Source organism: Alysiella crassa DSM 2578, assembly GCF_000745955.1.
Classification (GTDB): Bacteria; Pseudomonadota; Gammaproteobacteria; order Burkholderiales; family Neisseriaceae; genus Simonsiella; species Simonsiella crassa.
Window position 1 is genome coordinate 1 of sequence record NZ_JQKH01000066.1, and the last position, 13,861, is coordinate 13,861.

The 13,861-nt window shown below is 45.2% G+C and carries 12 protein-coding genes and 1 tRNA gene; 10 read left to right on the plus strand and 3 right to left on the minus strand.

Annotation, left to right across the window (positions count from 1 at the left end; genetic code table 11):
- The first annotated feature begins 421 nt into the window (after positions 1 to 421).
- The 3 genes from Q338_RS09400 to Q338_RS09410 all read left to right on the plus strand — a co-directional run bounded on the left by Q338_RS09400 (position 422) and on the right by Q338_RS09410 (position 4,369).
- Positions 422 to 1,933: an MFS transporter gene (locus Q338_RS09400; RefSeq protein WP_034294636.1), complete on the plus strand. Its 1,512-nt coding sequence runs from the start codon at positions 422 to 424 to the stop codon at positions 1,931 to 1,933.
- Between the two features lie 85 nt (positions 1,934 to 2,018).
- Positions 2,019 to 2,094, plus strand: a tRNA-Glu gene (locus Q338_RS09405).
- Between the two features lie 115 nt (positions 2,095 to 2,209).
- A complete protein-coding gene (locus Q338_RS09410; protein WP_034294638.1) occupies positions 2,210 to 4,369 on the plus strand; it encodes a primosomal protein N' in 2,160 nt (719 codons plus the stop codon).
- Between the two features lie 203 nt (positions 4,370 to 4,572).
- Here the strand turns inward: Q338_RS09410 and secB are convergent, their stop codons facing one another.
- Both secB and grxC read right to left on the minus strand, forming a co-directional pair.
- On the minus strand, positions 4,573 to 5,010 hold the full coding sequence (secB, locus tag Q338_RS09415) for a protein-export chaperone SecB (RefSeq protein ID WP_034294640.1): 438 nt from the start codon (positions 5,008 to 5,010) through the stop codon (positions 4,573 to 4,575).
- 39 nt (positions 5,011 to 5,049) lie between these two features.
- The gene (grxC, locus tag Q338_RS09420) at positions 5,050 to 5,310 is read right to left on the minus strand and encodes a glutaredoxin 3 (protein WP_034294643.1); all 261 of its coding nucleotides are present in this window, start codon (positions 5,308 to 5,310) and stop codon (positions 5,050 to 5,052) included.
- A 292-nt stretch (positions 5,311 to 5,602) separates the two neighbouring features.
- Between grxC and Q338_RS09425 the strand changes: the two genes are divergently transcribed.
- The 7 genes from Q338_RS09425 (at position 5,603) to Q338_RS09455 (ending at position 12,752) form a co-directional block, all read left to right on the plus strand.
- A complete protein-coding gene (locus Q338_RS09425) occupies positions 5,603 to 6,232 on the plus strand; it encodes a hypothetical protein (protein WP_034294646.1) in 630 nt (209 codons plus the stop codon).
- A 103-nt stretch (positions 6,233 to 6,335) separates the two neighbouring features.
- Complete coding sequence (locus tag Q338_RS09430; protein ID WP_034294649.1) at positions 6,336 to 7,070, plus strand: isoprenyl transferase; 735 nt, start codon at positions 6,336 to 6,338, stop codon at positions 7,068 to 7,070.
- Between the two features lie 243 nt (positions 7,071 to 7,313).
- Positions 7,314 to 8,135, plus strand: coding sequence for a 2,3,4,5-tetrahydropyridine-2,6-dicarboxylate N-succinyltransferase (gene dapD, locus Q338_RS09435; RefSeq protein ID WP_034294652.1), 822 nt, complete (start codon positions 7,314 to 7,316; stop codon positions 8,133 to 8,135).
- Between the two features lie 89 nt (positions 8,136 to 8,224).
- The gene (locus Q338_RS09440) at positions 8,225 to 9,049 is read left to right on the plus strand and encodes a substrate-binding periplasmic protein (protein WP_034294655.1); all 825 of its coding nucleotides are present in this window, start codon (positions 8,225 to 8,227) and stop codon (positions 9,047 to 9,049) included.
- A gap of 241 nt (positions 9,050 to 9,290) precedes the next feature.
- Positions 9,291 to 10,511, plus strand: a complete 1,221-nt coding sequence (locus Q338_RS09445) for a sugar MFS transporter (protein ID WP_034294658.1) — start codon at positions 9,291 to 9,293, stop codon at positions 10,509 to 10,511.
- Between the two features lie 208 nt (positions 10,512 to 10,719).
- Complete coding sequence (locus Q338_RS09450) at positions 10,720 to 11,643, plus strand: ABC transporter ATP-binding protein (RefSeq protein ID WP_034294660.1); 924 nt, start codon at positions 10,720 to 10,722, stop codon at positions 11,641 to 11,643.
- Positions 11,643 to 12,752, plus strand: coding sequence for a hypothetical protein (locus Q338_RS09455; RefSeq protein ID WP_034294662.1), 1,110 nt, complete (start codon positions 11,643 to 11,645; stop codon positions 12,750 to 12,752). Before Q338_RS09450 ends, Q338_RS09455 begins: the two co-directional genes overlap by 1 nt.
- Before the next feature lie 201 nt (positions 12,753 to 12,953).
- On the opposite strand, the gene Q338_RS09460 is transcribed toward Q338_RS09455, so the two are convergent.
- A complete protein-coding gene (locus Q338_RS09460) occupies positions 12,954 to 13,709 on the minus strand; it encodes an SIMPL domain-containing protein (protein WP_051968585.1) in 756 nt (251 codons plus the stop codon).
- Positions 13,710 to 13,861 lie beyond the last annotated feature (152 nt).

Below are 13,861 nucleotides of genomic sequence, written 5' to 3' on the forward strand. Positions count from 1 at the left end.
AAATGTTTACTTTCGTGTTGGAAAGTGGCAAGTGGGTGTTGGTGGAGTTGGAAGAGCTGCATGGTTTTTCAGGCTGCCTAAATGGTTAATTGTGGCATTTTAACAAAAAAATTTTCATAAAACTGGTTAGATTGTGTTAAGAATGTAAATTTTGAATCACATGACTAATTATTCAATTAGCTGTTATAATACGTTCATTTTTTCGCTACGGTTTTCAGGCTGCCTTTCAGTACACGACAAAAATAACAGTAGGGTGCGCCGTGCGCACCAAATCCACCACAATATTTAAATTATTCAGTCATTTGGTGCGCACGGCGCACCCTACTGTTATTTTTGTCGTGTACTGAAAGGCAGCCTGAAAAGTGTTAGCAAATCAAAATATTATTCTAAATTGACCCATCGCATTCAGGAAACGCTGCACATGTCCCGTCAAGTTACTCAAAAAAAACGTACGGACACTCCGCCTATTGACCAAAGCCGCCGCCCCTTGCAAAAGTTGCTGATTGGCTTTGCCATGACTTTTTTTGGCGCATCTATGTTGCTGCCATTTAAAGATGACACGGCTGGTTTGTGGTCGGTGTTTTCCTTTGCCTATTCGTTTAATCCGTTTAAATGGTTGTTTTTAATTGCAACTTTATTTTATGTTCGTTTGATTTTTCGTTTACACGAAGCGAAATTGCCCATTTTTCGTGCATTGGTGGTGTTTTTGCTGATGTTGTTGGCGGTGGGGCATTTGTATTTTAATCGTGGCGATGTCAAAGTGGGCATAGGCGTGATTTTTTGGTTGGCTTCGGGGTATTTGTTGCTGGCGGCGGCGATTCGTTGGCGTTATCCCACGCGTGGCTTGAAAACGGGTTTTGTGGCGTTTATTGTGTTTACCAGCTTGAGCATTTGGGTGCAAGACGTATACCGCAAAGGCATAGCCAGCAATATTTGGCGCGATGAGCAAGCGGCAGATAAATCGGTTTCAGAAAATGGGCAGCCTGAAAACGCCGCCGCCAGCCAAGTAGCAATGACAGCTTCAGCAGCTTCGGCGGTGTCCAAGCCCAGCGAATTAACTGCCAACAGCTTGATTAAAGTGGAACGCGATTTTGATTTATTCAATCCATGGGCGCAAAAAGGCGCACCGATTAGCTGCGAATCTTTGTCTAAACAACATTATCCTGTGATGTTGCCACCGCGCTATTTGGAAGATGGCTATGAGTGGCGCAATTATCAACACGGTGATGCGGTGTGTAATAATTTACTGTATGTGGGTACGCCTTATGTGGGCAAACCTGCTGATATTGTTTACAAAATTTGGCAAGATCGCCGCAGCAATATTTATCTGATGATGAGTAATCAAGCCGACCAAGCTTTGTTTAACGAGAGCTTTACCATCACGCGTCATGAAAATGGCTTGGACAAATCGGATTACATGAAAAAACTCAACGAAGGTTTTGCCCATTTGATTGACGATGACAGCGCGCCCGAAGCCGACAAAGAATATGTGTTCAGCAAAGCCGAAACACCGACTTTGCCCGACACCTTGCCCGCAGGCTGCGTAATGCAGCCGATACGCAATCGGGTAAATACCTATCAATGGGGTACGGGGCGTGTGAATTTCCGTGGGCAATCCATTGTGAAACCGCAAACTTATTGTTCACAATCCCATGTCGGCGTGGTACATTTGTCTATGGACGTGCAGGCTGCTGCCAAAGGCAAAACCAATACGATGGAACAGCGTTTGCACATCAAATTGTTTAATGCGAATACGCTCAAACCTGTGCAATGTGGCGCGGTGGCGATTCCATTGTCTGCCAGCGAAACTTTGGCGTGGCAAGCGGGGCAACTCAAAGCCGAGTTGCTCCAACTAGACCCGCTCCAAACCACAGGCTGCTTGAATGTAAGTGTGAAATTAAGCAATGGGCGAACCTTGTCATCAGGAAAATAATTTGCTGAATCAAATGGCTGGCTGAATATTCAGGCTGCCTAATTGACAAAAATTTTCGCAACCGTATAATTTCCGTTTTCCCAACGCGCCCATCGTCTAGAGGCCTAGGACACTGCCCTTTCACGGCGGCAACCGGGGTTCGAATCCCCGTGGGCGTGCCAAATTCTGAAAACCTTGTTTCTAATGAAACAAGGTTTTTTTGTTTTACAGGCAGCCTGAAAGCCCAATCCGCTTGTTATATAATCCAATTATTTATTCGCCCTACCCACGCCCACCATGATTTACCACCATATCGCCCTAAACACCATTTTGCCGCCACTTACCTATTCTCACACGGCGGAAATTCCGCTTGGTAGCCGTGTATTGGTCAAATTACGCGGCAAAACGCAAATTGGCATTGTGTGGGCAAATCAGGTGCAAGCCGATATTGATGTCAATAAAATTTTACCGATTATTCAAGTATTTGATGATTTCAGGCTGCCTGAAAATTGGCGCGAACTGATTCAGTTCACATCGCGCTACTATCATTATCCTGTTGGGCAAACTGTGTTCACCGCGCTACCCAGTTTACTCAAAGAAAACAAAGCCATAGAACTACCCGAAGCCCCGACTTTTTACACGCTCAACGCGGTTGGCAAAACGCAAACGCCACCGCCCAAAAATCACGCCAAAAAATTAGCCATTTGGCATGCGCTGCTTTCAGGCAGCCTGAATCTTGCCGCGTTGAAAAAAATCCACCCCAAAGCCAGAGATTTTATTCAGGAATATGAACAACTTGGCTGGCTGGAAAGCAGCACGCTCGCCACGCCACCCATTCCGCCATCGCAGCATATTTTGAATGCGGAACAAGCCGCCGCCGCCGCCGCCGTCAAATCTCATCTATTTGAATACAAAACCTTTTTGCTGCACGGCATTACGGGCAGCGGCAAAACCGAAGTGTATTTTGACATCATGGCGGACGTGTTGGCGCGGGGCAAACAGGTTTTGTTTTTGCTTCCCGAAATTAACCTGACACCACAATTGCTTACACGTGTGGCGCAGCGTTTTCCCGATATGCCCACCGCCGTGTTGCACAGCCAAACAGCGGCTGGGGCGCGTGGGCGCGATTATTTACGCGCGATGTTGGGGCAGGCGAAATTGGTGATTGGCACGCGGCTGTCGGTGTTCACGCCGATGGCGGATTTGGGCTTGGTGGTGGTGGACGAAGAACACGATAATTCTTTTAAACAAGACAATGAGTTACGCTATCATGCCCGCGATTTGGCGGTGTGGCGGGCGCGACAAGCAGCGTGTCCGATTGTGTTGGGCAGCGCAACGCCGAGTTTGGAAACGTGGCATAAGGCGCAATCGGGCGCGTATCAATTATTGACTTTATCCAATCGTGCCAATGAGTTGGCGCAATTGCCCGAGATTTCGGTGTTGGACGTGCGCCGCGTGCCTTTGGACAATGGTTTTTCGCCACAAGTGCTTCAATTATTAAAAGAAAATTTTAAAAATGGCGGTTTGTCTTTGGTGTATTTGAATCGGCGTGGTTTTGCGCCAGCTTTGTTTTGTGCGGATTGTGGGCATACTTTTGGTTGCCCGAATTGTTCGGCAAAAATGGTTTTACATCAAAGGGCTAGGCAATTGCGTTGCCATCATTGCGATTTCAGGCAGCCTGTACCGCATTCGTGCGCGGAATGCGGCAATCAGGATTTGACGGCGGTTGGGCAAGGCACGCAACGTGTTGAAGAAACATTAAAAAATGCGTTGCCCCACGCCAAAATTGCGCGTGTGGACAGGGACAGCACCAGCCGCAAAACGGATTGGGCGGATTTGTACGCGCAAATCGCGGCGAATGAGTTGGACGTGTTGGTGGGGACGCAAATGTTGGCGAAAGGGCATGATTTTGCGCGTTTGAATTTGGTGGTGGTATTAAATGCCGATGGTTCATTATTTAGCAGCGATTTTCGTGCGCCAGAACGCTTGTTTGCCGAATTAATGCAGGTGTCGGGGCGAGCGGGGCGGGCGGAACATCGTGGGCGGGTGCTGATTCAAACGCGGCTGCCTGAACATGAGATTTTTCAAGCGATTAAGGCGCAAGATTTTGTTTTATTTGCGGAACATGAATTGGCGCAACGGCAATTGTTTAATTTGCCGCCATTTGGTTTTCAGGCTGCCATTCGTGCGGACGCGTTGAAAATGAGTGAAGCGATTGATTTTTTGAATGAAATTCGTGATGTGATTGCGCCTTTGTTACCCAAAAATGTGTGGCAGATGGGGGCGGTGGCTATGTTGATGGCGCGGCTGGCGGAGCGTGAGCGGGCGCAGATTTTTGTGGAAAGCGCGGATAGGGCGGCGTTACATCGGGCGTTGGGTTTGTGGGAACAGGTGTTGGCGCAGTATCGTGATGGGAAAATTCGTTGGCATATTGATGTGGATTATCAGGAAATGTAGATATAGTCGCAGAACTGAAAAAGCAGTACAGCGTTGCCAACGCTCTTATGTACTATTCGTACACGGCGGGCGTTGTCGCCTTATACTGCATTTTCATTTCTACGACTATAGTTGTAGTTGTTTTTTATAGTGAATTTAATTTAATAAGGCAGCCTGAAAACTTTTCAGGCTGCCTTATTGCTTAATTTAATTAAAAAATTAAATTACGCGGCTTGTTCTTCTTGCGATTGATGGTACATCGCGTCAAAGTTGATTGGTGCGAGCAACACGGGTGGGAAACCAGCACGGGTTACGGTAGAAGACACGGTTTCACGCGCATATGGGAACAAAATGTTTGGGCAAGCCACGCCGAGCAAAATTTTGATGTCTTCTTCAGGAATGTTAGACAAGCGGAAAATACCCGCTTGGTTCACTTCGCTCAAGAACACCACACGCTCATCTTTCAATTTTGCGGTGATGGTAACGGTGATACCGCACTCGTAAAATTCTTCTTCAATTTTTTGGCTGTGGGTGGCAACGCGCATATCCACTTCGGGGGTTTCCGATTCCAAGAAAATCGCAGGTGCATGTGGCACTTCCAAAGACAAGTCTTTCACATACAATTTTTCAATGCTGAAAATTGGTTGAGTCTGTTCGCTCATAATAAATACTTTCTGTTTAATCAAGAGTTAATGGAAAAATTAATTGTTTTGCAATAGGGGCAATAATTCGCCACGTTGGTGCAAAGCATATAAATCGGTAAAGCCACCCACATGGGTGTCGCCAATGAAAATTTGAGGTATGGTACGTTGTCCTGTGCCTGCGATGGCTTGCTCAAATTGATCGGGGTGGGTATCGCGGTTGATTTCTTCAATATCTTCCACACCCACTTGTTTCAATAAGCGTTTTGCCATCATGCAGTAGGGACAAAATGAACCTGTGAAAATGGTTACTTTCGTCATAATAAACTGCGCTATGGTTTGCCAAACGCCTTTTTAAAGCAAAATCATTTGTTTGTCAAGATGTTGCTTATGTGCATGCCACAGATGGGTGAATTTATGTTAAACATTATTTTAAAATTAAATCAATTGTTTGTATTGATTTAATTTGTTTATAAAGTCAAATTTTGTAAATAATTTATAAGAAAGATTGCTTTTTGCTGCATTTGTGGCTATAAAGTATTTTGCAACTTTTTAATTAATTTAATAAATTCATAACAATTAAATTGCAATATTTTAAGAAAGGTTTTATTTTATGCGTTTGTTTAAAAAATGGTTTGCTCAATCAAAGAGGCAGCCTGAAAATACTGCTATCAACAACAAAGATTGCTGCAATACCAATGAATTGATTGACTTTATTCAGAAATTTGTAACGGAGGAAACGCTTGAGCCAGCAGTTAATGCGTTTGTGAATAAGCGTCAAAATGGTGGTTGTGGTTGTGATGATTATGATAATATGGAAATCACAGTTTTGGATAATGTGAAATCTCCTTGTCCAAAATATTCTGTGCCAGAATTACAGGTATTATTGGCTGGACATAAAGCTTATTGTTATCAGCTTGAGCAAATGATGCGTGAAGGTCAAACCAAAACATTTGATTTGGCTGCCGTAGGCGAAGGTTTGATGTGCTGTATTGGACAATGGCTCAAATGTGAAGAGCATACTTTGCGTGATTATGCTGAATATGCTGAATTGACTATGGCTTATCAACATTTTCAAGAGTGTGCCGAAAAAATGTTGGAAAACCATAAAAATGGACATCTAATTGAGGCGGTTTATACTTTGAGAGGAGAGTTTGTGCAAACCTCTGGACGTGTGCAACAGGCTTTATTGAATTTGGTGGCGGCAATTTTGGATGAGCAACCTGCATTGCAAGCCGTGTAAAATAAACAAAATACAAAATAAAGGCAGCCTGAAAGCCGTTTCAGGCTGCCTTTCACGTTATAATTTGTTTTTACCAGTCAATTTTTTATGAAAGAGAAATATCATGAGCCATATTCCTGAAAACACCAATATTCCACGTCATGTAGCCGTGATTATGGACGGCAATGGTCGTTGGGCAAAAAAGCGGCTTATGCCACGTGTGATGGGACATAAACGCGGTTTGGATACTTTGGAAGAAATGTGCCGCGTGTGTTCCAATTTGGGGGTGGCGTATTTGACGGTATTTGCTTTTTCCACCGAAAATTGGCGCAGACCTGAAGAAGAAGTGTCGTTTTTGATGGGCTTGTTTTTGAGTGCTTTGGACAAGAAAGTGAAAAAAATGCACGCCAATGGTTTGCGTGTGAAAGTAATTGGTGAACGCAGCCATTTCAGTCAAGCCATTCAAGATGGCATTGTGGCAGCAGAAGAATTAACTAAAAACAATAAGGGTTTAACACTAACCATTGCGGCAGATTATGGCGGCAAATGGGATATTGTTCAGGCTGCCAACCAGTTGATTCGTGAAGGTAAAACAGAAATCACGCAGGAAGATTTGTCAGCAAAATTGATGTTGGCAGAAGCCCCCGAACCTGATTTGTTTATCCGTACGGGTGGTGAAACACGGATTAGCAATTTTATGCTGTGGCAAATGGCGTATGCGGAATTTTATTTTACTGATGTGTTGTGGCCTGATTTTAATGAAACAGAAATTAAAAAAGCCTTTGCGTCATTTACGCAGCGTGAACGGCGGTTTGGGCGTACATCGGAGCAGTTGCCTATTGAGCAGCAGCGTCCGTGAATGAATTTTTCAGGCTGCCTTTGTGTACAACAATACAAAATATAGTCATAGAAGTAAAAATACAAATAGTGAATTCAATTCTGCGACTCTACATGAATGTTGTCGTGTACTGTAAGGCAGCCTGAAGATTTTTTTGGCATAAAACAATTTTATGATTCAGGTTTAGGAATTGCTAAAATCTGAACGTGGTGTATTTTTTGCGCTACAATCGCATTTTTTGTGAACAAGATTTAAGGAAAAACCATGTCTCTGCAACAAATCATTGAAACCGCATTTGAAAACCGCGCCGAAATCACACCAGCAACGGTTACGCCTGAAGTGAAAGAAGCCGTTTTGGAAACTTTGCGTCAATTGGATTCAGGCAGCCTGCGCGTTGCCGAGCGTGAAAGCGTGGGCAAATGGAAAGTGAACGAGTGGGCGAAAAAAGCCGTGTTGCTGTCATTCCGCATTCAAGACAATGTGATTTTGGGCGATGGCGTGAACCAATTTTTTGACAAAGTGCCAACCAAATTCGCCACTTGGACACAAGCCGATTTTCAGGCAGCAGGTTTCCGTGCCGTACCAGGCGCGGTGGCACGCCGTGGCAGTTTCGTGGGCAAAAACGTGGTGCTGATGCCATCGTATGTGAACATCGGCGCGTATGTGGACGAAGGCGCAATGGTGGACACTTGGGCAACAGTTGGCTCTTGCGCCCAAATCGGCAAAAACGTGCATTTGAGCGGTGGCGTGGGCATTGGTGGCGTGTTGGAACCCTTGCAAGCCAGCCCCACCATCATTGAAGACAACTGTTTCATCGGTGCGCGTTCCGAAATCGTAGAAGGCGTGATTGTGGAAGAAGGCAGCGTGATTTCCATGGGCGTGTACATCGGACAATCCACCAAAATCTACGACCGCGAAACAGGCGAAATCCATTATGGTCGCGTGCCAGCAGGTTCGGTGGTGGTTTCAGGCAGCCTGCCCAGCCAAGACGGTAGCCACAGCCTGTATTGTGCCGTGATTGTGAAAAAAGTGGACGCGCAAACCCGCGCCAAAACCAGCGTAAACGAATTATTGCGCGGTGTGTAATTTTTATTTAAAAATTCAGGCAGCCTGAAAACGTGTTCAACGGATTTTCAGGCTGCCTGTAGTATAAAAACCATTTTTTAGGAGATATTATGTTATTCTCACGTTTTATTACTGTATCTTTTGCTATGGCATTATCTTTAACTGCTTGTAATCATTCAAATTCTCAAGCTGTTACACCCAGTACAGCATCTGCTGTGGCTGTATCTGCGCCAAGTAATTTGCCCATTTACCGTGTGGGTGTAGATCCCACTTATCAACCGTTCATCAGTAGAACGAACAATGGTGAATTGGAAGGATTTGACGTTGATGTATTGCGTGAAATTGGTAAACGTGAAGGTTTTGCTGTTGAATTTGTGCCTAAACCTTGGTCGGGCATTTTTGCATATTTGGACGATAAAAGTTTGGATATGATCACAGGTGGTGCGGTTGCAACCGAAGAACGCCGTCAAAAATGGGCGGTTTCTAATCCTTATTATCAGGTTACCACAGTTTTGGTTGTGAAAGAAAATTCTCCAATTAAAACCTATGAAGATGCAAAAGACAAGCGTGTGGCATACACCGCAGGTGGTTCTGTTGAACGCACCTTAAAAAAATTGCAAGGCACAGAAACATTGGATGCAACACAAAATTTTGCTTCATCATGGTTGCGCGTAAAAAGCGTCATGACCAATGGTAGTGATGCGGCAATCGGTACTTCCGCTTCTTTTGAATATTATGCAGTACAATATCCCGAACAAAAACTGCGTGTGATTTACCCAACTTCGCCTGAATACGATGATGTGGTTTTTGTGCTGAATCAAAGCAACACAGAATTACTGAATCGGCTTAATAAAGGCTTGGCAAGTTTGGAAGCAGACGGCACGCTGAATAAATTAAAAGAAAAATGGAAAATGAATACGGCAGCCAAAAAATAATATTGATTTGTTCATTTTCAGGCTGCCTTTCAGTACACGACAATTTTATCAACACTCAAAATGTAGGGTGCGTAGTATGCACCCTACATGAATTTTGCCGTACTGTAAGGCTGCCTGAAACTTCATGAAACTCAAGTATTATCAAATATTAAAAAAATTGCGTTTGCTAAAATATACCCAAATACATGCAATCACAGTATGATAAATACTTTTATTTAACAAAAATATTTTGGAGTATTTTATGTCTTCACAAACAAATCAACAAAATAACACGGTCGCATTGGGTGTGCTAACCTCTCTGTTTTTCATGATGGGTTTTATTACCTGCATGAATGATATTTTAATTCCGCACCTGAAAAAAATATTTGATTTGAGCTACACGCAGGCGATGTTGGTGCAATTTTGCTTTTTCACGGCATACGCGCTGATGTCTATTCCAGCAGGCAAATTGGTGGAAAAAATTGGTTATAAAGGTGGTGTGATTGGCGGTTTTTTGATTGCGGCGTTGGGTTGCGTGTTGTTTTATCCTGCGGCGGGCAGCGCGTCTTATCCGATTTTCTTGGGCGCATTGTTTATTTTGGCAACGGGGATTGTGTTGCTGCAAGTGGCGGGTAATCCGTATGTAACCTTGTTGTCCAAACCAGGTAAAGAATCCACTACTTTAACCTTAATTCAAGCGTTTAACTCTTTGGCTACCACCATTGCACCACCTTTGGGTGCGGCGATGATTTTTGTGGACGCGTCTGCGACCAAAGCGGAACAAGTGGCTTCGGTACAAATTCCGTATTTGGGTTTGGCGGGTTTTATGGTGTTGCTGGCGGTAGCGGTGGCGTTTATCAAGCTGCCTGACGCGCGTAAAATCGCCAACGCGGAAACGGAACACAACCACGATGGCAAAACCAGCGTATGGCAATACAAACACATGATTTTGGGCGCGGTCGGCATTTTCTGCTATGTGGGTGGTGAAGTGGCGATTGGCTCTATGATGATTAGTGTATTGGAAAAAGTGGTGGGTTTGAGCCATGAAACGGGTGCGAATTATCTGGCTTTGTATTGGGGCGGCGCGATGGTGGGGCGTTTTGTTGGCACGGCGATTTTGAATAAATTTGAGCCGAATAAATGTTTAGCGTTTAATGCTGCTGTGGTGGTGGCATTGATTACATTGGCGATTGTGGCGGGCGGCACGGTGGCGATGTGGAGTTTGTTGGCGATTGGTTTGTTCAATTCCATTATGTTCCCGACTATTTTCTCTTTGGGAACGAAAGGTTTGGGTAAATTCACGGGTGCGGCTTCAGGCATTATTTGTACGGCGATTGTGGGCGGTGCGATTATTCCTGTGGCGCAAGGCGCGTTTGCGGACACGATTGGTTTGTTGCCATCGTTCTTTGTATCGGCGTTGTGCTATTGCTACATTGTGTATTTTGCCTTGAAAGGCTACAAAGCGGACGAAAAACACGCTTAATATAGTGAATTCAATTTAAACCAGTACAGCGTTGCCAGCTCCCTTATGTACTATGTGTACACGGCGGTCGCTGTCTCCTTGTCCTGATTTAAATTGAATCCACTATATTTGATTGACAAAATATCAGGCAGCCTGAAAACTTATTTTCAGGCTGCCTTACTGTTTTTTGGGATATTATAGAATGCTGTTTGACACAAAGGAAATCACCATGATTCATATCCAAAACTTAAATTTTCACTACGATGTGCGCCAAGTGTTGCACGACATCAATTTGCAATTGGACACAGGCAGCATTACGGGCTTGATTGGTCCAAACGGCGCAGGCAAATCCACGCTTATGCGCTGCATGGCTGGACTGGACAGCCCCAGTTCAGGCACAGTATTGTTGAATGGCAAACCCATTTTGGACGACCCACGCGCCAGTTTCGCGCAATTAGGCTATCTGCCCGATATGTTTGGGCTGCCTGAAGGCTTGACCGTGCTGCAATGTTTAACCTACGCCGCCAAAGCGCGTGGCGTGTCCGATGAGATGATGAATGCGGCGGTGGTCGGCACGGTGGAAAAATTGGGTTTGCGCGACAAAATTCATCATAAAGTCAGCGCATTATCACGCGGACAAAAACAGCGTGTCGGCATTGGTCAAGTGATTGTACATCAACCAAAATTTTTGCTATTAGATGAACCTGCGAGCGGGCTAGACCCTGAAGCGCGGCACGAATTATCCCTGTTGCTGTTGGATTTGAAAGCGGGCGGCATGACAATTTTGGTGTCCAGCCATATTTTGTCGGAGCTGGACGAGTATTGTACGCATATGTTGGTAATTAAAAACGGGCGCATTCAAGCACATCAGGCTTTGCATGATGACCATCCCAATCAGCAAACGGTGTTGCTCAAATTTTTCAGGCTGCCTGAAAATGGTTTACAAAAACTTCAAGCAATAGATTTAATAGACGAAATTCAGGAAAAAGACGATGGCGTGTGGGTGAAATTGGCGCAGGGTGAAGCGGCGCGTGTGGCGTTGTTGCGCGAATTGGTGGCGCGAGATTTGCCTGTTTGCGAAATGCAACCCGTGAAAACCACGCTGCTGCAAAGTTATCAAGACAGCCTGAACATTAACAAGGGAGAATTGTGATGAGTGAAATCAAATTACCCAAAATTCATGTGAACGCCGAATTTCAACGCTTGTGGTGGACAAATGTGCGTTGGGGCTTGATTGTGGGGGTGGTGCTGGTGTTTGCGCTGTTTGCGTTTGCCAAAGAAGAATATCGTGAATGGTGGTCGCATTTTCGTGAAATCGGTTCTATGACGCTGGTGTTGTCGGCATTGGCGGGCTATGTTTTATTGGAACGCAGCCTGAAGCAAGATGTGAGCGCGAATGCGTTTGACCAATTGCGCATGTCGTCTTTGTCGGCGTGGCAGATGGCTTGGTCGCGGATTTTGATTGCGCCTTTATTGGCGTGGGTGGGGTTTGTGCTGGGTTGGGGGGCGATGTTGTTGAGCGAAAAATTGGCAGACGGCACGACATGGAACGATGTGATGTATTTATTGGCATTGCCGTTTGCGGCGTGGGGCGTGGCGTGTGGGGTGTTGGCGAATGCTTTGCCTGTGCGCGAAAATAAGCGGCGATGGAATGGCTCGGTGGTGCAATTGATTTTGTTGATGATTGTGGGAATGGTATGGCTGCAATATTGGAGTCATGTATTGCGCGATATTGAACTGAATGATGTAAAAGATTCTCTTGCTCACATTAATTCTTTCAGATTCCATTTTGTCAGCACGATGGAAGACCATATGCCCAGTAGCATGATTTTGTTTGCGCTGATGGCGAGCGTGTTTGTGTGGGCGAGAATGGCGAATGTGCTGCATTTAAAACGTGTGGACAAGATTTATGTGAAATTGGCGGTGTGTACGCCTGTGTTGGCGTGGTGGTCGCTGGGGAATGTGCAGATTTTTGCGGCAACGGCAACCTTGATTTATGGCGGTTTAACTTTGTTGTCATTGGCAACGCAGGGGGTGGAGCTAAACCGTTTCAGGCTGCCTGTATGGGTTTGGACTGCGCCTTTGGGTTTGGCGGCGGCAATCATGTTGCAAACATTTGAAGTGGTGTTGATTTGGGGGCAGATTGTCGGTTTGGCGGTGTTGGTGGGGATAAGTACGCGGCTGCGTTTGGGGGTAAACTCGGTTACGGTGGCATTGGCGGCGTATTTATTGGGACATGCTTTGTGGGAAGTTTTGTTTTAAGGGGAAGATGAATTTCAGGCTGCCTTAGTACAACAAAAATCACAGTAGGGTGCGCCATGCGCACCAAACTCACCACAATATTTAAATGATTCAGCCATTTGGTGCGCACGGCGCACCCTACATTTTAGGTGGATAAAATTATTGTGTATGGTCAGGCAGCCTGAAAAATGTTTTCAGGCTGCCTGATTTTTTTGGCAAATATTATTCTGCAATCCGATACTGAATCGTAACCACCAAACGCACTTTTTTATCAATCGTGCTGGTGTCGTAGCTGCCACCGTAACTGTCGCTGTCGCCATCGCTGCTGGGGCTGGTGGACTGAATATCAAACGAGCCTTGCGAAGCCGATTGCATGGCACCCACTTTCATATTGCCTGTTTTGGCGAATTCTTCGGCGCGGACGGCGGCGTCTTGCGTGGCTTTGGAAATCAGCGTGCGTTTAATGTTTTCCAAATCTTCCAAATAATATTTTGGCGAACCAAAATTCACCGTCTCATTTTCGGCGCGAAGCTGCAAAATGGCGGATTGCGCTTTTTGCAATTTCGCCAAATCTTTGGTGGACACGGCAAAATCGCGTGAAGCGTCATAGCCATTTTCGCGGGATTGGCGTTCCCCTTTTTCATCGGTGTAATATTCGGTGTGGCTTTCCACGTCCATTTCTTCGGTTTTTAATTCTTCAACGGTAAAACCTTGTTCTTGCAAAAATTTGCGTAATACGGCGTAGTGTTTTTTATTGTTTGCCATTGCGCTGGCGTAATCTGTGCCCCACGCTTTTACGCCCACGCGCCATGTTCCCAAACTGGCTTTGTGTTCCGCTTCCGCCAAGCCTTTCACGGTAATCACGCCCGAATCGCGCAATTTCCCAAATTGGCTGCCCAACGCCCACGCCGCCCCAACCAAACCCAATGCCAGTACCGCCGCCGCAAAAATAGTGCCTGTTGATGATTGATTTTCCATGATGATTTTCCTTTGTTTGGAGTGATGTAATTTTCAGGCTGCCTTTCAGTACACGACAAAAAAAGTACAATAAAAAAAGAAGTCCGCATCAATTCAGTGGTATCGTATTAATTTTCTCACGACTAATCCAATATGACTGAATTGAGCGAACT